The 19,535-nt window shown below is 49.4% G+C and carries 20 protein-coding genes; 6 read left to right on the forward strand and 14 right to left on the reverse strand.

The window, feature by feature from the left end; all coding sequences use genetic code 11:
• Window positions 1–35: 35 nt before the first annotated feature.
• From BMW65_RS04140 to BMW65_RS04160, 5 genes are all read right to left on the reverse strand, one after another.
• Window positions 36–410, reverse strand: coding sequence for a type II toxin-antitoxin system VapC family toxin (locus BMW65_RS04140; RefSeq protein WP_090603059.1), 375 nt, complete (start codon window positions 408–410; stop codon window positions 36–38).
• Window positions 404–622 carry a hypothetical protein gene (locus BMW65_RS04145; protein WP_090603061.1) on the reverse strand — a complete coding sequence of 73 codons (219 nt, stop codon included), beginning with the start codon at window positions 620–622 and terminating at the stop codon, window positions 404–406. The genes BMW65_RS04140 and BMW65_RS04145 overlap by 7 nt, the downstream gene beginning before the upstream one ends.
• Window positions 623–763: 141 nt before the next feature.
• Window positions 764–961: a hypothetical protein gene (locus BMW65_RS24080; RefSeq protein ID WP_177180995.1), complete on the reverse strand. Its 198-nt coding sequence runs from the start codon at window positions 959–961 to the stop codon at window positions 764–766.
• 236 nt (window positions 962–1,197) lie between these two features.
• Window positions 1,198–2,049, reverse strand: a complete 852-nt coding sequence (locus tag BMW65_RS04155) for a hypothetical protein (protein ID WP_143053793.1) — start codon at window positions 2,047–2,049, stop codon at window positions 1,198–1,200.
• A gap of 55 nt (window positions 2,050–2,104) precedes the next feature.
• The gene (locus BMW65_RS04160) at window positions 2,105–3,079 is read right to left on the reverse strand and encodes a hypothetical protein (RefSeq protein WP_143053794.1); all 975 of its coding nucleotides are present in this window, start codon (window positions 3,077–3,079) and stop codon (window positions 2,105–2,107) included.
• Window positions 3,080–3,306: 227 nt separating this feature from the next.
• Here BMW65_RS04160 and BMW65_RS04165 point away from each other — a divergent pair, with 227 nt between their 5' ends.
• Window positions 3,307–3,543: a DUF433 domain-containing protein gene (locus BMW65_RS04165; RefSeq protein ID WP_090603067.1), complete on the forward strand. Its 237-nt coding sequence runs from the start codon at window positions 3,307–3,309 to the stop codon at window positions 3,541–3,543.
• A gap of 245 nt (window positions 3,544–3,788) precedes the next feature.
• Here the strand turns inward: BMW65_RS04165 and BMW65_RS04170 are convergent, their stop codons facing one another.
• The 9 genes from BMW65_RS04170 to BMW65_RS04210 all read right to left on the reverse strand — a co-directional run bounded on the left by BMW65_RS04170 (window position 3,789) and on the right by BMW65_RS04210 (window position 15,298).
• Window positions 3,789–4,319 (reverse strand): PH domain-containing protein, encoded by a 531-nt coding sequence (locus BMW65_RS04170; RefSeq protein ID WP_090603069.1) that lies wholly within the window; start codon window positions 4,317–4,319, stop codon window positions 3,789–3,791.
• A 1-nt stretch (window position 4,320) separates the two neighbouring features.
• A complete protein-coding gene (locus tag BMW65_RS04175) occupies window positions 4,321–5,019 on the reverse strand; it encodes a hypothetical protein (RefSeq protein WP_143053795.1) in 699 nt (232 codons plus the stop codon).
• A 56-nt stretch (window positions 5,020–5,075) separates the two neighbouring features.
• A complete protein-coding gene (locus BMW65_RS04180) occupies window positions 5,076–5,441 on the reverse strand; it encodes a hypothetical protein (RefSeq protein WP_090603072.1) in 366 nt (121 codons plus the stop codon).
• Window positions 5,442–5,451: 10 nt separating this feature from the next.
• Window positions 5,452–8,976 carry a DUF6443 domain-containing protein gene (locus tag BMW65_RS24530; protein WP_177180996.1) on the reverse strand — a complete coding sequence of 1,175 codons (3,525 nt, stop codon included), beginning with the start codon at window positions 8,974–8,976 and terminating at the stop codon, window positions 5,452–5,454.
• 11 nt (window positions 8,977–8,987) lie between these two features.
• Complete coding sequence (locus tag BMW65_RS04190) at window positions 8,988–12,101, reverse strand: RHS repeat domain-containing protein (RefSeq protein WP_177180997.1); 3,114 nt, start codon at window positions 12,099–12,101, stop codon at window positions 8,988–8,990.
• A gap of 144 nt (window positions 12,102–12,245) precedes the next feature.
• A complete protein-coding gene (locus BMW65_RS04195; protein ID WP_090603077.1) occupies window positions 12,246–12,650 on the reverse strand; it encodes a helix-turn-helix domain-containing protein in 405 nt (134 codons plus the stop codon).
• A gap of 281 nt (window positions 12,651–12,931) precedes the next feature.
• The gene (locus BMW65_RS04200; RefSeq protein WP_090603079.1) at window positions 12,932–14,353 is read right to left on the reverse strand and encodes a GspE/PulE family protein; all 1,422 of its coding nucleotides are present in this window, start codon (window positions 14,351–14,353) and stop codon (window positions 12,932–12,934) included.
• Window positions 14,354–14,364: 11 nt separating this feature from the next.
• Window positions 14,365–14,871, reverse strand: coding sequence for a hypothetical protein (locus BMW65_RS04205; protein WP_143053797.1), 507 nt, complete (start codon window positions 14,869–14,871; stop codon window positions 14,365–14,367).
• Window positions 14,872–14,875: 4 nt separating this feature from the next.
• Complete coding sequence (locus tag BMW65_RS04210) at window positions 14,876–15,298, reverse strand: prepilin-type N-terminal cleavage/methylation domain-containing protein (RefSeq protein WP_090604206.1); 423 nt, start codon at window positions 15,296–15,298, stop codon at window positions 14,876–14,878.
• A 273-nt stretch (window positions 15,299–15,571) separates the two neighbouring features.
• Between BMW65_RS04210 and BMW65_RS04215 the strand changes: the two genes are divergently transcribed.
• The 5 genes from BMW65_RS04215 to BMW65_RS04235 all read left to right on the forward strand — a co-directional run bounded on the left by BMW65_RS04215 (window position 15,572) and on the right by BMW65_RS04235 (window position 19,506).
• Window positions 15,572–16,888, forward strand: coding sequence for a hypothetical protein (locus BMW65_RS04215; protein ID WP_090603082.1), 1,317 nt, complete (start codon window positions 15,572–15,574; stop codon window positions 16,886–16,888).
• Between the two features lie 15 nt (window positions 16,889–16,903).
• Complete coding sequence (locus BMW65_RS04220) at window positions 16,904–17,263, forward strand: type II secretion system protein (RefSeq protein WP_090603083.1); 360 nt, start codon at window positions 16,904–16,906, stop codon at window positions 17,261–17,263.
• Window positions 17,260–17,757: a PulJ/GspJ family protein gene (locus BMW65_RS04225; RefSeq protein WP_090603085.1), complete on the forward strand. Its 498-nt coding sequence runs from the start codon at window positions 17,260–17,262 to the stop codon at window positions 17,755–17,757. Before BMW65_RS04220 ends, BMW65_RS04225 begins: the two co-directional genes overlap by 4 nt.
• Window positions 17,754–18,917 (forward strand): type II secretion system F family protein, encoded by a 1,164-nt coding sequence (locus BMW65_RS04230; protein ID WP_090603087.1) that lies wholly within the window; start codon window positions 17,754–17,756, stop codon window positions 18,915–18,917. Before BMW65_RS04225 ends, BMW65_RS04230 begins: the two co-directional genes overlap by 4 nt.
• A 193-nt stretch (window positions 18,918–19,110) precedes the next feature.
• Complete coding sequence (locus BMW65_RS04235) at window positions 19,111–19,506, forward strand: group III truncated hemoglobin (RefSeq protein WP_090603088.1); 396 nt, start codon at window positions 19,111–19,113, stop codon at window positions 19,504–19,506.
• Window positions 19,507–19,535 lie beyond the last annotated feature (29 nt).

Here is a 19,535-nt window from a genome sequence, read left to right on the forward strand (position 1 = left end):
GTGTATTGGAATCGCCGTTTGTGGTGCAAGCGGTACTATCGTAGTATTTTCAAGTCATCGATTCGTTTAAAGTGCTTTTTATTCAGGGTTATAATAGGAAGATCGTGTACAAGGCAGGTGGCTGCGATAAAGATATCCCGGAATTCAATCATCTGATTCCGCGTACGCAATACATGGTATACTGCTGCTGCTGTACGAGCAACATCATCGGTAAACGGCAGGATCATGAAACTTTCAGTGATGGCAGTTACATCTTTCTTTTTTTCCGGCGTAGTAGCGCCCATGTGAAGTTCGTACAGGGTTACGGCTGATAAAAAGATTTCGGTGCCATCGGCTATTTTATAAAGGGTGGTTGACAGTTTGTCCTTTGCCCTTAGGTGTTCGATAAAAATCCCGGTATCGGCTACCATTGGGGAGGTGTGAGGTTGTCAAATGCTTGCTTGCTATCTTCAAAAACCTGAAGATCCTTATCCGACCATACCGATACATTGGCTAATTTTGACCTAACCTCCGATACATCCTCCTTTTTGCCAGGCGATTGGAATACCACCCCAAGTTCTTTGAGAAGCTGCTTTACCAAAGCGCTTTTTGTCTCTGGGATATTGATGGTCAACTTTTCCATAATTCAAATTTACGAATATTTTACGACAACCGTCAAGATATATTCTATACGTGACCTCCTCCAAAATTCCGAGTTAGTAAAACAAAAAGCCATACCCGGTAGATATGGCTGCGTATCGATGAACGGCAGGGCGGGCTACCGTTATTTCTTCTTCTTGGCCAGATCAGCGCGGACTTTGCGGACGAAGGATGGTTGTACAATAGCCAATGATGCTATTTCGGCATCATCAAATTCTGTACTTTGGATCAAGTTCCTTACAATCTCATGGGTCTTTTGCTCCACGCCCTGTTTATAAAAAGGATCCTTCTCTACTTTAAAAAATGAAGCTGTTGTTAACATCGTTTCCCTCACTTTCTTTGATTTTGTAAATTTACGCAATTGTGCCAACACTCGCAATTGCTTGAAATATTTAATTTTAACTACATTATTAATAGGTTGTCTGTCAATAGCGGAAATTACCTCCTCTATTAGCTTAGCTGGCTTCCTTATCACCCAGCTTGCCCAATACAGCCAAGAATTGCGATTGAAATTAGCACCAGCCTTTGATGAGATTAAAGCGAGAAGTAAATCTTTGTTCAGCTTTTAGGTTCGCTTTTTTCCAACTGTTTAATCCGCTCATCCATTTCTGAAATCCGCTTATGCTGATCAATGATGTAACGTGTTAATTCCTCGATTTTTTCGAGTAATCGACCACTCATATCGCCTAGTTCTATTCTCTCCTTTTCTGTCTCTATCGCTGGCGGTATACGGGGTAAATGACCATTAGCTTCGATATAAGCTGCCAATTCGGTCTTCAGCTCCTGTATATCCGCTTCCATATGTTTTTCCTTTTTGTCCTTTTCCATTAAATACAACGTCAGTTCCTCCACCTTCTTCAGCAGCAACAGGTTCATCTCTGCAAGGTCAAGCCCGCCCTTTTCGATATCCTTAGCAGAAGGGATTTCCGGCAGATGTTTATGTTCCTTTACGTAAGCCGCGATTTCGGATAGTTCGGGCAAATCGTAGTCCGGTTCGAATACGTAATCCGGCACGGAGATATCCGTCTTTACTTTCACCTCTTTGGCCAGGATGTTGCCGTTCACAGCCAGCTTGGCTTCGGGATTATTAGTACCTATGCCTGTATTGCCATTTGGCAAAATATAAAGTCCCAAATTACTCGTCCAAGGACTTTGACCGTAAGCTATATAGAAACGATAGAGATTATCTCCGCTTCCGTGCAATCCCATCCCCATATAATGGGTATCAAGATTACCATTATAAAAATGCATTCCCCTTGCCCATCCCCCTGTGGTGACGGGTCTCATTAAATTCAGCCCGCCACCGTCAATCTTTATGTATTCATTCTTGGCTGTCGGATATTCATTTTGCGCCCATAGCAATGAACATGAGCATGTGAAAAAAAGTAAAACAAGAGTTGTGCTTTTCATAACAATGTTATTTAGTTGATTTATTAAATGCCAATGATGTATTGGAGATTCATGACTATGGATTGGATGAGCGTTCAATTCGTGTAACAACCGTTTTCAATTCGTTGACCTGATGTTGAAGGTCTTTTTTCTCTCCGTCAAGTTTAATCAAATGCAACGTCAGCTCCTCCACCTTCTTCAGTAGCAGTAGGTTCATCTCCGCAAGGTCAAGCCCGTCCTTTTCGATATCCTTGGCAGAAGGGATTTCCGGCAGGTGTTTATGTTCCTTTATATAAGCCGCGATTTCGGACAGCTCAGGCAGATCGTAATCCGGTTCGAATACGTAATCCGGCACGGCGATATCATTCTTTACCTTCACCTCCGTGGCCCGGATGTTGCCGTTCACAGCCAGCTTGGCCTGCGGATTATCGGTGCCGATGCCTACATTCCCCATGATCACGCTGTTTCCCGTACCCCTCACCCGCAATGTTTGCCCAAGGGTCATCCCCGCATGATTCACGTAAGCATCTTCCGTGGTCTTTACATTATAAGACGCACTCCCATTCGAAGTGGTATACGGTAACGCATGTTGGACACCATCATAAACCACGGGATCAACGGCAAAACTGGCTTGATAATGGTAGGTCGTCCCCCCGCCCCTGAGCCATATCACGATTTTCCGATCACTGTTGCCAGCCGTGACATCCTGCCAGCCGGCGATAAAATTTCGCGCTGGAGTGCTTGTAGATCCCCTGAATGACGCGATATGGGCATTGATGAAATTGGCCGTATTACCCCAACTGGTTGTATGGAAGTTGAATACGGCCATCATAGCCCCCCGCCATTGGCTGTTGATGTGCGCGGAAGACCTACCGATGTGCAATTCGGTCTCCCGGTTGCTACTCCACCCGCCGTCTGACCAGGAGACCGGATAAAATGTATCCAAATCGCCCCCAACCGTTATGCTGCCTGTTTGTTGCGCGTCGCATGCCGTCCACGCAAATATTAATGCCATCTTTGTGGCAAAGCCATAAATAAGTGTTCTTTTCATGTCGTAAAGCTAAGCAGCGAATCGATTGCCTATGATTCGTTTTGGCTATAAATTTGATAGGCATAGGCTATAAATTTGATAAGCTGCGCCTATCAGTAGACAAAACTGCGCAGCTTCGCTTTATTGCTTGTTTTTTTATGCTAAATCAAATATCGAGTGTTTTTTCACCCAGTTTCCGTGTAGACCGACAAATTGGTAATGTCTTTAATTTGTTAAATTATTTGAGGATGGAACAAATTTTTGATCGTATTTATATCGACCCTGAAATCTGCGGGGGCAAACCCATCATTCGTGACAAGCGGATTACGGTGCAAACGGTCATGGAATTCCTCAGTGCGGGTGAATCGTCAGAGGAAATCTTAAAGCATTACCCTTCGCTGGAACCGGAGGATATCATGGCGTGTCTCCGGTATGCAACTGCGCTTATGGAACATAGTTTTGTTATCAAACAGGCCGTAGCTTAGGATTGCCAACATTCTTATTCAAAATAAAATCAATTATCAGCAAGCTTCTATCTCTGAGATATTCTAATTCGCCCATTAATGATGTATTTATGTTATTTTTCTTTCTATATCAAAAACCCGTGTAGGGAGCCAATTGACCAAAATAACGGTTTGATGCTCCGTGATAAATCCGGTAAGCAGGGTTCTATTCTCAGGTTTTTTCTTGGGCGGGTCATCACCAGCTACGTTATATTAACTATTTTATGCTAAACATCGAGTATCTCTTTTGTTCCAAAAGGATAACAATAGAACCGCTTTCGTAATTTAATTTTACTTTCCTCCAAAGGCAAATCCATATTGGGAACCAAAAGGCTTGTCACCACAAACTGCTGCCCATTTTTCAAATGAATAACCGAATAGTTGTAATTATCCCAAGGCATCCATTGATAAGTAATGCCAGCAAGCGCAAATGATTTGTTTCGTTCTACTAATTTAATATCGTCAAAAGCAAAACCGTATCTCTCCCCTCTTATACAGATTGTTATCTGGCGTTCCGAAGGGTTATAATAAAATATCCGTCCTTCATTTAGCCAATAATACGTCAAATGAATCGTCACTTGAGGAATAAAAAATAGAAGAAATGCAGAAAAACAAACCAAAACATACAAATTAAAGTCCTCTTCGCCATATTTATACCTTAAATAAAAAGGCATTAGGGAAAAACCAACCAATGCAAATAAAATAGTCCAAGCATTCTTGATATGATTGGTTAATAAAATCTTATAAGTATAAGTCATCTTATCGCTTTAAATTCAACCATCCGTTAATTAAGGATCTATAAAACTGATTAAAACTTGAACGCATTTGGGGGGCAGCGATATCATATGTTTTTTCAAACACATATGCTTCTGTCCCAACCAAAATACCCAGTGGGCCAGCCCCTCTTATGAAACCCATTCCCAACGAGATGCCTCCTCCCGTTATCCGGTATCCAAATCGAGATGCACTTAAATCTCCTTTATACACTCCAATACCATCATCAATCGCTGATAATATCCCCATTACTGTGCCTCCAAAGGCAAAACCTTTCCCTATTTGACCGATGGCAGTCATTGGAGCCGAGGCCGAGGTCATTCCTTGTTGTCCAAATAACGACAAATTACGACCCGTTAAAAGATAGTTACCATTTAAACCTCTACGGTATCCCTGCTTATACAAGTCAGTACTTAGATACTTGTCCCAAGAATTGGCACCAAGCTCCATTATTCCTAACCCAACACCTACCTCACCTAAATAATCCCCTATACTTAATCCTTGATTTGATTCTTTTGTCTTGCTAGGCCGATCATCACCCGACACGCTACTTTCAAATCCATCGTTGTGTTTCAGGAAGTCGCCTACATATTCCCATGATACCTCTTTTCCGTCTTCTTCCTCGTATTGACCTGTATCCCAGTTGTAACGGGGAGCCATCCCGTCCGGGTCGATAAAACGCATCGGATTATTGAACGCATAGTTATACGGACTGTACCTCTTTAACAGACAACTTCATTCTATTTTATATTTCTCATAAGAGGTGTTATTCGAAAAAGATTCTCTTCTACTTCATTACTCAATGACCAATAGTCTATCAAGTCAATAAAAATTATCCTTTCAGATTCTAATATTGATTTGATTTCGTTCCATCTATCATCAATTTCCAAATTATTCTCATTTAGTAAATCATCATAAGAAGAAAGAATAAGGGACATTACTGCTACTTTCTTATCATCACACAAATGACTTTCTTTATAGAACTTAATAAATTCATCAATCCTCTTAGAATTAGCCATTTCAATATCCCAATCTTGTTCTATACCTGTAAAAGGTAGTAATAATTCCTTACTAAGTTGTTTAATTATTTCTTTTTTCAATATCATAAGGTGAAAATTAAGGGACTAATGGATAAGCTGTTTTAACTCCGCCACCACCTGGGACAAGTCGTATATGAGTAGCAGCTTTAAATGTTCCGTCTGGCATAATAATCCTTGCCGGAAAACCTTTAGGAATAGGAATATTCACAGCTCCATTTGCTGTTTTACCTACATTGTCTAAAATAAATTGAGCTGCTTTCTGATTATCCAAGAATTGACCTTGTGCCATACCAGAACCTTTTGCTCTGTTAATCAAAAAATTTGTCATACCATCTCCGTGAGTAGTAAATGTATGCCCAAAAGTTTTTTTGGCTAACTGTATTCCCCCATTTGCGGCATTCCTATTAAGAAACTTAACAAAGAAATTTGAAGCTGTAGAAGCAAGCCGACTTCCATAGCCGAATGTAAAAGCCTCCGCCAAACCATACCCAAAATCTGCTGTTGCTCCTACTAAATCTCCATTGTTGAGCTTATCGCCGCTCCTTAACGCTGGACCAACAACCGGTATCCCATCCACAAAATCTTTGCCCGCTTGTTTCCAGCCAGACCCAGATTTCTTCCCCGGAGGGTCATCAGCCGACACGCTGCTTTCAAATCCATCATTGTGTTTCAGGAAGTCGCCTACATATTCCCATGATACCTCTTTTCCGTCTTCCTCCTCGTATTGACCTGTATCCCAGTTGTAACGGGGAGCCATCCCATCCGGGTCGATAAAACGCATCGGATTATTGAACGCATAGTTATACGGCGAATGCCTACGCATCTGCTCCGCCATCGGATCCACCGTTCCCCACCTGCCAATGACCGGGTCATAGAACCGTGCGCCGTAGTCGTAATACCCTGAGACCTCCTGAAGCTCCTTGCCGTTGTAAAGATAGCGATTCTTCGGCGAACTCGTCGCTCCACCGGAATGCGAATAGCCAAAGGGGTAGTAGTCCGTGGCGAACGTCTCCGTACCCGTGGCCGATGCCCGGAATCCCGAACGCGTATTGCCCAAGTGGTCGCGTATCAGGTACTCATAGGCACCAGTGGGCAGGATGCGCCCCTCCTCCATTTGGATAAGGCTCGCCGAACCGCCCTGCCATTCGATACCGTCGATGTAGTCCGTGGTGATGCCTCCAAGCGTGGATTGCAGCTTCCGCCCCGTGGCATCGTAGACGTAGCTGCCCGCACCGGAGATGCTCACCGGAAGGTTCAGGTGGTTGTACGCCAACGTGCGGTTTGCACGCCCGTCGCGTGTCGTGTTGCCATTGCTGTCATACAGATAGGTCGTACCTACCCCGGTAATCCGGTTCAGCCGGCTGGTACCGACGGGGCTGTATTCGTAGGCCATCGCTGCGCCATCCCGCGTCAGCCCCTGGATATTGCCCATCACGTCGTAGGTGATCGCTTCACTCCGGTTGTTGCTGCCAGAACCCGCCAGCAGCCTGTTCACCTTGTCATACGTATACGTGTAATGCTGCGTCCCGGACGTACCGTGCTGCCAAGCCTGCCTGCTGATATTCCCGTTGAACTGCCGGTTGGCTGTGGTATCCTCGTACCGGAGCAATTGTTTGAAATGCCCGGAATGGGTATAGCGCAGCCAACCCCGTGGATGGTAGCTGTATGTGACCGTCTGCCCGAACGTACTGCCCCCGTTTATGCTGTGCAGTCCTTTCGTGCGCAGCTGCCCCACCTCGTTGTAGCCGTTTCTGGAGACGAGTGTCCGTGCACCGGTATTGAACGTCTTCCACGTATTCACCAGCCGCTCCCGATGGTCGTATTCGTATTCCGTCGTAATCGTCATTTGCGGCGTGCCGGTATTGGTGGTGTGGTGTTTCCTCGTTTCCTTCTTCACCTGGCCGCTGAACGTGTACTCCCTGGTGATGTCATCGAATTTCGTGGAGGAGGTACCGCCATTAAGGTAATGCTGCCTCCACTCCCGCACCACGTTGCCCTTGTCATCGTAATAGTATACCGTCCAGAGATAAACAGCAGGGCTCACACCCAGCACCTTCACCTTGCTCGCCACCAGTCGGCCATGTACCAGCTTGCTGTAGCTCCCCGACTGGTTGTGCGGCAGGGATGGGATGCCTGCATAGTCATCGTAATAGTATACCTCCAACGCGTCCATATCCCCCGTGTTCTGCGGTATCACTTGGTTTGTGTAGCCATGGAAGTGCCCGCTTGCCGTCGAGCGCCCCTCCCACTGCTGGGGCTGGGCATCTACCAGCCCTTGGATGGATACGCGATCCAGCACGCGATTGCGCTCCACGCCCTTGATGACCAGCCGACCCTGCCCATCGTACTTGTGGAAGGTATGGTATTGCCCCGGTGTAAAGCCAGAAATGGTCTCCGACTGCTGCCGCGCATCCTGGTGGAATATCACCCATCCTGCAGGGTTATATACGTAATTTTCGGAGCCACGGGCGGGAATACGCTTCTGCACTACACGGCCGCGCATATCGTATACGTATTGGTAAGCATGATTGTTCAACTCGGTAGTTGTGGGTGCTGTATTTCCTGTACGGTCGGGATTGATACTTGGGGGCAGCACGTAGGTCATGTTGCCATGGTCATCATACACATAATAGGTGCTCAACAACTTATTGGACTCGAACGTACGCCGGAGTACCATCCGTCCCTGCTTGTCGGTGTATTCTTCTACTGTGCCATTGCGCCCATCGGCGGATGTCCAATTTTCGTCTTTGGTGATAGTCACATGCAATTGTCCCGCGCCATATGTGTTACTGATGGTAAGGGTGGGCACTAAAGATGCACTGAGTGTGACCCCATAACGCGCCACCTGCTTGGTACGGCTGATGTTGGAATAAACGGTATCATTATTTACCGCATATTCGGTACGCACAGCACGGCCAGCGGTGGCTGTACGTGTACCCGGCTGATAGGCTGCACCGGGGAAGCCTTGATCACGGACCCGATTTAGCGGCGAGGGCTCGAACACCGTCCGGCTACGGGCATAGGCATGGGCGGTCTGTCCCAGCGGGACAGTCGACGTACTGGAATAATAGCTATTCTGCTGCGTCACTGCATTGGCTTTAAAGGCACCTCCTGCGCCAGTCTCCGTTGCATAAGGCAGGTATTGGTATTCTTCCCTGCCATAGCCATCGTAGGCAATGGGCGTCACCAAATCCTTAAAACCGTCGCCTCCCGAGGCCTTCACCTCCACGGCCTGCGAGGGACGCCCGAGCCCATCATAATACGTGATGTCCCGCATGGCCTGTGCCGAAGTAGGTGATGCCACAGGTGCGTCAAGGGGTGAAAAATAGCGTGTGGTCTGCACGTAGTTTTGGTTGGCACTGGCCCCATTGCCCAGTGAGGTTGTCCCCGTGATAAATACGCGCAGCGTACTTCCTACAGGCGCGTGGAAGCCCGGTAATAGCCGCACGCTTTGCGTGCCGCTCAACTCGGTCTGCCCCGAATAGCTGCTGTACGTCGGGTTGGCCGCCTGGCCGTATGATAAGCCCGCATGCAGACTGGATACCAGTGCAATGCAGAACGAAATTAGTTTCATCGTATGGTTTATATATTTGTTTGCCATGATGCCCTCCATTAGTTTGTCCGGTACTTGTATTGGTAATCCTCCACGACCTTACCCGCAAGGTCACGCACGATGCTGAGCCGGCCAAAGCCGTCATACGCATAGTAAAATATGTTGCCCGAGGCATCCGTATGACTGGTCATCCCCAGCAAAGGGTCATAAGTGTAGGTATCAAGTCCGGCATCAACAGGGTGTAGGCGGATATCATCGATGGACACCGTACCCGACGTCACACCAAGGACCAATGTGGACGTGCCCGAAACCCGGTGGCGGTAGTTTTTCCATACGCCCTTTGTCCGGGCCTGCACAGCCGCGGTGACCGTACCGCCGGTAATGGACGGCATTGGTGAGCCGTCTTTGACCCAGTATGACAAAATATAAGCCTTGCCGGTACTTAACCCGTACTTCGTGATCTTGGAGCTCTGGCTGCTGCTGAGCGTCCCGATACGCCTGCCTGTGGGTGCCGAAGCGTCAACGGGTGTGCTCACATTTACCAATGAAAGGTTGGATTCATTAAATTCGAATCCCACATAAGCGATATCATATTCCCCGGCATTATGCCCTTCTGCTATCACGTACTGGCCATTATAGCCCCACAAATAGCTGGTGGGCGCGGCCTTCTCGACGGCAGCCGTGAGGACGCGACCGCGATTGTTGTAAGCGCTGTACCGAAGCTGGGTGTCTTCTGCCAACGTGCGCTTCTTGGTGACCACCGTCTGCGGCGCATATATACCGGAAAAGGGCTGGTAATAGTTCGTACGGAGCAAATCCAACTGGGTGGTGCCTTGTAGAGATACCTGCTCAATTACCGGGGCGATGATGTTTTTAGTGGTCATACCTGCATATACACCATTCGGATCACGGCCTGCGGATACCATATCGGGAGGATAGGTATAGCGCGTGATCTGCTTAAGGCCCCGGCTATCCGTCAGCGTGTCGGTCTTCCTGTAAAATAGGGATGCGTGGTAGCTATGTCCCAATATCCGCTGATATGAACCAGTCGGTTCGTATAGCGTCTCGGTTGTACGGACGAGCTCCATCCTGCCGGCAGGGGGGTAATAGTCCCGCATAAAAAAATAGAGCGGTGGTGCCAACGGCGTAAATACATAATCCACTTGGCCGGATGGGATAAGGAATTTGACGGGCATAAGGACTATCGATCGGAACCGTTGCATGCGTGCCGGATCGGCTGTATAGTTGTGCAGCACCTGGCGGTATTCGTTGACCGTACGCTTGACTAAGGTATTGCTGCTGTTGTAAACATCTTCTTGCTTAAGAAGCCCGGAGCTCCAGTTCTTCTGATCGGGCGGTGTAATTGGCATGGTGATGCCAATCACCGGCTGGTTGGTCGTGAAGGTACTCACCGTATAGCCATTGGCGACACCATTCGCCGTGCGCTTCTCGACCACGCGCTCATAAACTACCGGACTGCCACCACCATAGACCAATTCATGGACCGATGAACTGCTCCGCACGATATATTCAATCGCTGGATTATAGGGTTCGTTTGTAGGCACTTCCCATCCCTGCTGCCGGTAATCGTAGGTGACTTTGTACGTATACGTGGGATACACGCCCAACATGCCGGAAGACGTGGTACCATTGGGCATCACGTATTCATATTCCTTTACTTGTACAGGAGTAGTGGAAACCCCGTCATAATCCGATATCTTTTTTACTCGCAGCCCGCCTACATATTGCTGGATGTGTGAGTAGGTATTGCCGCCTACGGTAAACTGTTTGTTCATCCAGGAATGGTTGGCCCGGTTGGCCTCCATCTCGAATATGGTGTATCCGCCTGTTGGATAAGTTATCTGCTGCAATGAGCCGACCTTCACATACGTGGGATTCGTATCGCGGTTGACACCGGGCATCTCAAAATACGGCCCCATCCCATTGGGGAAAACCTCCCGGGGAATTTGGTCGCCCATGAATCCGGGGCCGACATAATATCCCCAATGGTCCGTCCCTGATTCATACTGGGGCAGCTGACCGCTGGTAAAGTACTGGAGTACATACGGCCTGTCTGCGGTCTCCGACGTACCTTGGAAGGGCACGACCTGCTTCAGCGTGGCCCGGCCAAGTGAATAATCTTGGGTAAGGCGAAAACCGCGCCTGTTGTTGCCATCGTTGATTGTAATTTTGTTGAGCAAATAATCCCCCGGCAGGTCGGTACGCTGCGTGGTACTGTAAGCGAAGTCTATCCAGACTCCATCCGGAAAAGTAACTTTTTTTAACCGCTTGCCACTTATCGCCTGAGCACTGGATCCTGAGCCGCTGATTTCGCCAAACTGCATAGAGGTTCGTTGATACCGGGTGTAGCCTGAGCTGGTGATGTAATTGTTGATACCGGTATTGTCATACTCAAACACGACTTTGTCCGCACCATTGGGCGCAATGATTTCGGAGATGTACCAAGCGGTGGTAAAATGCTTGCTACCGGTCCATACTGCTCCCAACACCGTAGCCATCTCCGGAGCGGCAAATACATACGTAAAGCCAGATTCATCTACAATGGTAATCCTGTTGATGGCCGTCTGGCCGTTTACCGTGCCTACCTGTTTGCTTATCCGAAGCCGCTCGGTGACGTTCATCAGCGTGTCGTTGTTTTTACCGAAGTGAAACTGGCCTGTACGGCCACCAAAGTTGAAGGAAAACAAATCCAGTTGACCATCGCGTACTCCGGCCGCTATGTTGTTGAACGGTCGAAACGCGACGTTTGCTGGTGAATTGCCGTCAAACTCATTTGTGGGCATAGCGACCGCCCAATAGCCATTTGCGGGTGTTTCATCAGCGATGCCCCTCACGGTGCGTGTCACCGCTCCGCCTGCATTGAGCGCCCAGCCCAGCCCGACATTTGAAGCCCGCTCCTTGACCCGTATCCCGCCAGCGTGGTAATCCAGCGAGACAGCTACTGAAAGCCCCCCGCTCTGGGCCTTATAAGTATAGATAGGAATACCGACACGGGGTAATCCTGTGGCCAGACTCACGGGCATATCCCCAAACTTGGTCAGCGCCGCGGCGTTGGGCGATGGTGGGGTCACCTCGATCAGCTTGGGTGGGCTGGTCTGTGCAGAAATGAAAGTGACATACAACAGACAGATCATAGAAAGTAATGTTCTCATTTTGGTTCGTTTTAAAGGCATTATTGGTTTGTTTATATTATGCTACCTATTTCATGTCGTAAAGCTAAGCAGCGAATCGATTGCCTATGATTCGTTTTGGCTATAAATTTGATAGGCATAGGCTATAAATTTGATAAGCTACGCCTATCGCTGGCCATTCGCTGGCGGCCGCCCACCCATTGGTAGCCTGCGTTTTTTTCTCTTTCTCATCCCCTTCGATTCCAGCTCCTTGATGCGCTTGATGTAGAAGTCTGTAATCGTTTGGTAATTCAGAATTTGCTCCTGTAGCGCCTTGTTCGCTTCACTCAACCGTTCGTAATCATCATTCAGCTTGGCGTCTTCTACATAGAAAAGCTGCACCGCAACGTCATAAAATTTGGCCAATACATACAACTGGCTTGCCGAGATTCGGGTATGCCCCGTTTCCATCTGGTTGTAGGAAGGTTGCGTGATGGATAATACCAGCGCTATATGACGTTGGGGATACCGCTTTGCAGCCCTGAATTTGATAAGGTTTGTCCGAATGATTGCATCAATCCGTTTAGGCATAGTATGTAAATTTGATTGACTACGATTAAGGTTTTTCAGGCTCAGGCTATGCTTTGTTTATGTTTTTCAATTAGAAACTGCCGCTATGCCAATGGTTTTTAATGTTGGTAGATTCATCCATTGACGGCTTCTGTGATGATGATTAAATGGGTTTAGCACGATTAAAGATCAGGGTTGAAGTATTCATAGATAACGCTTTTTTTTAAAAACAAACTTATCGCTCCGCATGAACAAACGCAATACCCATTTTGGTGTATTTTGCACTTTTGTGAATGGTAATCCTAAAAGCTGAATAGCAATGGATAAATCTCCTCAATGGAGGTATGCCCTGCTGCAAACAGCGAAAATGCGTTTTCTGCCAGTGTCTTAATATTCATCTCGGCGAGGTTTTGCTGGATATCGTATTCATTGCGCTTGATCTTCTCGGCCAAGGCGCGGTCTATCGGGATAATTTCGTACACGGCGGCACGCCCGCGGTACCCGGTATGGTGGCACTGATCGCACCCCTTTGGTAGGTGATGGCTACTAACGGCCTTATACGGGATAAAATTGCGGGGATACAGCGCCTCGTCGAAAGCCTCCTCTTGCTTGCATGCCGGGCAAAGCAGCCGCACCAACCGCTGCGCGACGGTAGTATTGAGCGTATTGGCCAGCAGAAACGGAGGGATACCCATATCGATGAGCCTCGATACGGTGCCCCAGGCCGAATTGGTATGGATAGTGGAGAGCACCAGGTGGCCCGTAAGGGATGCCCTGATGGCCATGGCAGCGGTATCTACATCGCGTATCTCACCCACCATGATGACGTCTGGATCCTGCCGCAAAAACGTGCGCAAAGCCGAAGCGAACGTAAGTCCAATACTTTCCTTGAGCTGCACTTGATTGATGCCCTCCAATGTGTATTCAATCGGGTCTTCGATGGTGAGGATATTCCGCGTCTCTTTATTCAGCAGCTTCAGCGTGGCGTATAGCGTGGTCGTCTTACCCGATCCGGTGGGGCCACTGATGAGTACCATGCCATTGGGCCGCTGCACCCCTTCGAGGTAATGCCGTAAATCCTGCGGCGAAAAGCCCAGCGTATCCAACGAAATATTCGTGGCGTCGTTGTTCAGCAGGCGGAGTACCACCTTCTCCCCGTGCAACGTGGGAAGTATGGACACCCGGATATCAAACTTGTACTGCCCATTGTCAAAATTGATACGCCCATCCTGGGGCAGCCGCTTCTCGGCGATGTCCAGGCCCGACAGGATTTTGATTTTATTGATGACAGCGGGATAGGCGGTTTTTTCCAGCCGGTACCGCTCGATCATCTGCCCATCGATACGGATACGCACCCGGCAGCGCTCTTCATAAATCTCCAGGTGGATATCGCTGCTTTTGAGGCGGCGCGCTTCGGCAATCAAATCGCCAAGGAAATCTGCCGACTCGCCTAAATGTGCTCCGGCATTGGCGGACGGCTCCGCGTCCTCCCGCAGGTAATATTTATTGAGGTACTTGGTGATAATGCCCTGCGGAAGCGTCTCCATGGTTATCCCTATGCCGGTGAGCAGCTCCAATTCTTCACTCACTTGCCGCAGATCCGTATCACGATCGGTATAACACAGCAGGTAACCATCCAGCTGCTGGGGGATGATGCGGTAATGCCAAGCTTGCTGGGCATTTATTAATTTCAGATCGGCAAGGTTTAGGTCGAGTTCTTCCATTGGCTATGTAACTATTGAATAACATGTAAGACATCGATATCGATGTACAACTGCCTGCCCCAATGGACATAATCTGCCAATAACACCATGGCCAACAACGCAGCCTGCCCGCCCGCCAAGGGGATATTTTTCATCCGGCACCCCACCGCAATGGCCAGCAACGTGGCCAGCAGTACAATGATGAGGCTCACCACGTAAAACAGGATGAAATTGACCGTGGAAAAGCAGCACGTCAATACCGCGAAAAAGGCCACATCACCCCAACCCAGCCACTGCTCGCCGTGCATCAGCCATTTTTTGCGCTTTCCATACAGCAAGATGTTCAGCACACAAAGCTGAATGACGACAATGATTAAATTGGTGAGGATGAACGCCAGGGAAAACACCTGAAGCATGATTGAATGGGCAATGGCCAATACCGCAAGCAGCGGGAATATCCAAACGTATACCGCTCGGTGTGTGAAATCCTGCCACACGACCAAGGCTAATATGCCAATGACCATTGCCCAAAGTACCATCACCTCAATCTTTTGTCACCTCGCGGAGATTCTTATCCTGATCAATCTCCCACACATTGTATACCCCATTGCCATTGAAATCTACCACAGCCGTAGCACGGGCCACGAAATCACCCGTGCCGGCGTGTACCATCTCCACACGGTAATTGGCCTGCCCGCCGTCGCTGACGAGCTTCTCCTGCTCGAATCCGATATCTTCAAGGTTGGCACTGTAGGTTGAACGTTCGTAAAACTGGTTTTTCTGCAGTGTATATACATGCTGCAGCTGGCCTTTGGCCTCCGTGCTTTTGGCCTTGGTGATGAGCGGCATAAGATTGGGCAGTGCCAATAGAATGATGATACCGATGATGACCAGCACCACCAACACTTCGGTAAGCGAGAAAGCCCGGAGTTTTCTGCGCATCCAAATAGGCTTCGGTTTGTTCATAAAGTTCATGTAGATTTTATAAGATAATTAAAGCAAACATATCGGTACGGCCAATAAATAGCAATACCCATTTTGGTGTATTTTTGCAGTTTCCACACTTTGGAAATCATTCCGTAGCGTTTACTGCCTTGGCAAAATTAAGCAGGGAATCGATTGCCTATGATTCGTTTTGGCTATAAATTTGATAGGCATAGGCTATAAATTTAACAGGTCGTGCCTCGCGGCTATGTTTTTCCGTTCGATTTACATACTTTCACCGATGTAATCAAACGGATGCAAAAACAACCTACATACCTCCGGGCCGGAGCTTTGCTCTTTGCACTTTTGATAGCCGTCATCATCGGGGTGATGACGGCCGGTTTGCTCTTGCTCCTCCAGTACCATCGCCAGTATGCGGCGCATACCCTCCGGCAAGAACGGCTGCAGCGGCACCTGGCCTCGGCAACAAACCTGCTGCTCACCAGCGAACCTGTGGAAGGCGGAGATACCGTGATCAGGAGCCTTTTTGACGATGGGCGGGATACCGTAGCGCTCGTCCGTAGACCTTGGGGGGTATTCGACGTGGGCCTCGCCTACGCTTACGATACGCGGGACACGCTGGCTAACGCATTCCTGATGGGACGCATACTTACCGCCACCGAACGGTATGCGCTTTTTCTCGCGGATGAATACCGGCCGCTATCGATATCGGGCAAGACCCGCATCCACGGGGATGCTTTCCTGCCCGAAGCGGGTATCCGCAAGGCCTACATCGAAAACCAGGCCTATGCCAGCGAAGAGGTAATCTACGACGGAGCTATCCGGCATAGCACCACCGAACTGCCTGCGCTGAACAGCGCCATACTCGGCCGGCTGGCTCCGTACCTGCAACATGATGATACAACGGAATGGAAACGTGCCGCTGAAGATTGGTATGGCATGGATGCCAGCGATTCGTTGGCTCAGCTTTTTGCAAATACGCCACGGCTGCTTTATAGCCGGGATAGCATCACCATCCGCGGAATGCCAATCACCGGCCAGGTACTGCTGGTGGCTGATAGCTTGATATCCGTATCGGCAGATGCGGTGCTGGACAACGTGCTATTATTTGCACCGCATATCCGGTTTGCAGATGGATTCAGCGGACGCTTGCAGGCGTTCGCACGTGATTCGCTCGTCGTGGGACGCGGATGTGCCTTCGCATACCCTTCGGTGCTGGGGCTCGTAAACATCCCGAAGGATAGCTTGATCCATGAATTCCAGCCGATGATAACCATCGATAGCGCCAGCGTGGTCAACGGATTGGTGTTTTCACACTTTCCGGGCAGCGAACAGCTCCTGGCCAACATCAAGCTGGCTAAGGAGACCACCGTAAACGGGCAGGTATACGCGGATGGCTTGCTGGAATTGCGGGGCACCGTAAAGGGCATCACGCTGTGCCGGAGATTTACCCTGCAAACACCTTCCAGCTTGTATGAAAATTTTGTGCTGGGTGGGGTGATGGATTATACCCGCCTATCGCCCCATTATGCGGGCAGCCCGCTGCTGAATACCGGAAGGCAGGGCAAGGTGCTGGAATGGCTGGATAAAAAACGAAATGAAACAAACTAAGGACACAACACGCCAATGGCTGCTCCGCTTATAGCTCATCGCCTGAAGGCATCCACATTGGTGGAGGTGCTGGTAGCATTGGTGATCATCACCTTGGTAATGGCCATCGCTGCCACGCTGTATGCGAAGATGGGGCTCAATAGGCCGGATAACTTGGTAAACTTGCAGCTGGAGCTGAAAGCTATCGCCGCGGAGGCTAAGCGCAATAGGCGCTATGATGCTGGACACTACCAGCTGGACAATGGTGTGCGCATCGACAAGGAGGTAACACCATACCAAACCGACACGCTGCTGCTGTTGCTGGAACTGAAAGCTTATAAACAAGGAACCGGGGAAGTGGCGGTATACCGCGAAATCATCATCAAAGACCAATGACGACTTGCAAACATAGGCTTCGGGCATTCACCATCGTGGAAACCATGGTGGCACTGGTGCTTACCGCACTGGCTATCTCCTTTGTATACGCGGCGATACGCTACGTCCAGCGGCAGCGCGATACGCTCTCGGGCCAATTGGATCGCTACGGGGAATTCAATAGGCTGCATGGGGCATTGCAGGCGGATGCTGACGACGCTGATGAAATCCGATACAATGCCGATGGCATCGATTTTTACAGGGACCATCGGGCTATCCAATACCTCGTATCGGATTCGCTATGCATTCGGCACGAAGGCATCGTAGCGGATACATTTCGCATCCGGGTGGATAGCGTTGGCTGCTGGTTTGCTGGCCAAAGGCTGGAAACTGCCGGGCAGTTGGCCGACCAAGGGGTGCTTTCGGTGGCTATCGCCGATAGGCCGCTGACCATCACGGTAAGCAAATGGTATGATGCGGCTACATTAATTCAACTCACACAACCCACGGAATGAGCAACGGGATCGATATCAAGAAAATCAAGGTGGCAGCGACACCTGCGGCAGCGACCACCACATCTGCCGGACAGCGCAACACGCCGAAACTTGCGGCATGGCTAACCAAGGACTATACGCTATTCTCGCCTTTTGGCGACAAGCAAAAGGAGTCGCTTTACCATGAACTGGGCATCTTGCTACAGGCTGGCATAGACCTGAAGGCCGCTTTTGATATGCTCATCAGCCAGCAGCAAAATAAGAAAAATGCGGCGATGCTCACCGAAGTGCAGTCCGCGGTAGTGCAGGGCAGCTCGCTTTCGGCAGCTATGCAGCAGCACAAGCCTTTCACCCCGTATGAATACCACAGCGTGCAGATTGGGGAGGAAACGGGCAAAATCGCGGCCGTGCTGCAAGACCTTGCCCGGTTTTTCCGCAAACGCCTTAAACAGAAGCGCCAGATCACCAGCGCCCTCACCTACCCCTTCATCGTGATGCTCACGTCATTCGGTGCCATCTTTTTTATGATGAACTTCATCGTGCCGATGTTTGCTGATATCTTCCAGCGCTCGGGCAATGCATTGCCGCCCATCACCCAGCTTATCGTATCCGTATCGGAAGTTTCGCGCAATTATGCACCGCTGATAATCCTTGCGCTGGCGGCGCTTAGCATGTGGCTGTACCTCCGGCGCAACAACGCTTGGAACCGCCGCTGGACGGCCTGGCTGATGATTCGCCTGCCAGTATTCGGAGGAATGATCCGGAAGGTATACGTGGCTCGCTTCTGCAATTCGATGGCATTGCTCACCGGCTCGAAGATTCCGCTGATTCGTGCGCTACAGCTTTGCCGCCAGATGGTGGGCTTCTACCCCATTGAGCACTCGCTCATTGCGGTGGAGGATCGCGTGATGCATGGCCATCCGCTCCACAGCAGCCTCGCAGCTTTCCCGATATATGACACCAAACTGGTGTCTCTCGTGAAGGTGGGCGAAGAGGTAAACCAACTGGCCGATTTCTTCGGTAAGGTGGCCGACCAGTACAACGACGAGGTGGAATACCAGTCGGCCACAATAGCGGCACTGCTGGAGCCTTTGATCATTGTCTTCCTGGGATTGTTTGTGGGCCTCATCCTCATCGCCATGTACTTGCCGATGTTTCAGATGGGCGATACGTTTGGATAAATCAATCGGCTGCCTCTGATTCGGTGAAATGGGTTGAGCACGATGACATTGGCAAACTCGATTTGGTCGGTCAGCAGCTACGCATACATGGACATTACTGCACCGCCAGAATGGCGTCCCGCCGATGGTGGAAGTCACCTTTGGAAAGACAATTCGTGCTTATTGCAAAGATGCCGTATCTTTGTAAAGGCGAATGGAAACGAAAAGCGATATTGAGACGATAGCAGACATCCAATTGCTCGTGGATACGTTCTACGGCAATGTGCGGCTCAACCCGCTTATCGGCCCCGTGTTCGATAGTGTCATCCAAGGGCGCTGGCCCGAACACCTTGAAAAGATGTACCGCTTCTGGCAGACGGTCCTGCTTGGTGAATATACGTACCAGGGTGCTCCTTTTCCGCCTCACGCTTCCCTACCTATTGGGAAAGCGCATTTCAACGCCTGGCTTGGTTTGTGGCGCGATACCGTAGACGGCCTTTTCACGGGTGAAAAAGCGGAGGAGGCCAAGTGGCGCGCGGAAAAGATGGCAACGATGTTTTTGTCCAAAATCGAGTACTACCGAAGCCATCCGCGAAGACCATTGATCTAATTCCAGCAATGCCACAGCCGCTTGGGGTG

The sequence above is a fragment of the Parapedobacter koreensis genome, from assembly GCF_900109365.1.
Classification (GTDB): Bacteria; Bacteroidota; Bacteroidia; order Sphingobacteriales; family Sphingobacteriaceae; genus Parapedobacter; species Parapedobacter koreensis.

What these genes read in the sequence shown, in the direction of transcription:
- BMW65_RS04180 (WP_090603072.1), bottom strand. Translation starts at nt 5,441, where the DNA reads ATGATATTGAAAAAAGAAATAATTAAACAACTTAGTAAGGAATTATTA.
- BMW65_RS04145 (WP_090603061.1), bottom strand. Translation starts at nt 622, where the DNA reads ATGGAAAAGTTGACCATCAATATCCCAGAGACAAAAAGCGCTTTGGTA.
- BMW65_RS04210 (WP_090604206.1), bottom strand. Translation starts at nt 15,298, where the DNA reads ATGAACAAACCGAAGCCTATTTGGATGCGCAGAAAACTCCGGGCTTTC.
- BMW65_RS04160 (WP_143053794.1), bottom strand. Translation starts at nt 3,079, where the DNA reads ATGAAAAGAACACTTATTTATGGCTTTGCCACAAAGATGGCATTAATA.
- BMW65_RS04205 (WP_143053797.1), bottom strand. Translation starts at nt 14,871, where the DNA reads ATGGTACTTTGGGCAATGGTCATTGGCATATTAGCCTTGGTCGTGTGG.
- BMW65_RS04225 (WP_090603085.1), top strand. Translation starts at nt 17,260, where the DNA reads ATGACGACTTGCAAACATAGGCTTCGGGCATTCACCATCGTGGAAACC.
- BMW65_RS04215 (WP_090603082.1), top strand. Translation starts at nt 15,572, where the DNA reads ATGCAAAAACAACCTACATACCTCCGGGCCGGAGCTTTGCTCTTTGCA.
- BMW65_RS04155 (WP_143053793.1), bottom strand. Translation starts at nt 2,049, where the DNA reads ATGAAAAGCACAACTCTTGTTTTACTTTTTTTCACATGCTCATGTTCA.
- BMW65_RS04170 (WP_090603069.1), bottom strand. Translation starts at nt 4,319, where the DNA reads ATGACTTATACTTATAAGATTTTATTAACCAATCATATCAAGAATGCT.
- BMW65_RS04165 (WP_090603067.1), top strand. Translation starts at nt 3,307, where the DNA reads ATGGAACAAATTTTTGATCGTATTTATATCGACCCTGAAATCTGCGGG.
- BMW65_RS04140 (WP_090603059.1), bottom strand. Translation starts at nt 410, where the DNA reads ATGGTAGCCGATACCGGGATTTTTATCGAACACCTAAGGGCAAAGGAC.
- BMW65_RS04190 (WP_177180997.1), bottom strand. Translation starts at nt 12,101, where the DNA reads ATGAGAACATTACTTTCTATGATCTGTCTGTTGTATGTCACTTTCATT.
- BMW65_RS24080 (WP_177180995.1), bottom strand. Translation starts at nt 961, where the DNA reads ATGTTAACAACAGCTTCATTTTTTAAAGTAGAGAAGGATCCTTTTTAT.
- BMW65_RS04235 (WP_090603088.1), top strand. Translation starts at nt 19,111, where the DNA reads ATGGAAACGAAAAGCGATATTGAGACGATAGCAGACATCCAATTGCTC.
- BMW65_RS04195 (WP_090603077.1), bottom strand. Translation starts at nt 12,650, where the DNA reads ATGCCTAAACGGATTGATGCAATCATTCGGACAAACCTTATCAAATTC.
- BMW65_RS04230 (WP_090603087.1), top strand. Translation starts at nt 17,754, where the DNA reads ATGAGCAACGGGATCGATATCAAGAAAATCAAGGTGGCAGCGACACCT.
- BMW65_RS04220 (WP_090603083.1), top strand. Translation starts at nt 16,904, where the DNA reads ATGGCTGCTCCGCTTATAGCTCATCGCCTGAAGGCATCCACATTGGTG.
- BMW65_RS04200 (WP_090603079.1), bottom strand. Translation starts at nt 14,353, where the DNA reads ATGGAAGAACTCGACCTAAACCTTGCCGATCTGAAATTAATAAATGCC.
- BMW65_RS24530 (WP_177180996.1), bottom strand. Translation starts at nt 8,976, where the DNA reads ATGGCAAACAAATATATAAACCATACGATGAAACTAATTTCGTTCTGC.
- BMW65_RS04175 (WP_143053795.1), bottom strand. Translation starts at nt 5,019, where the DNA reads ATGCGTTTTATCGACCCGGACGGGATGGCTCCCCGTTACAACTGGGAT.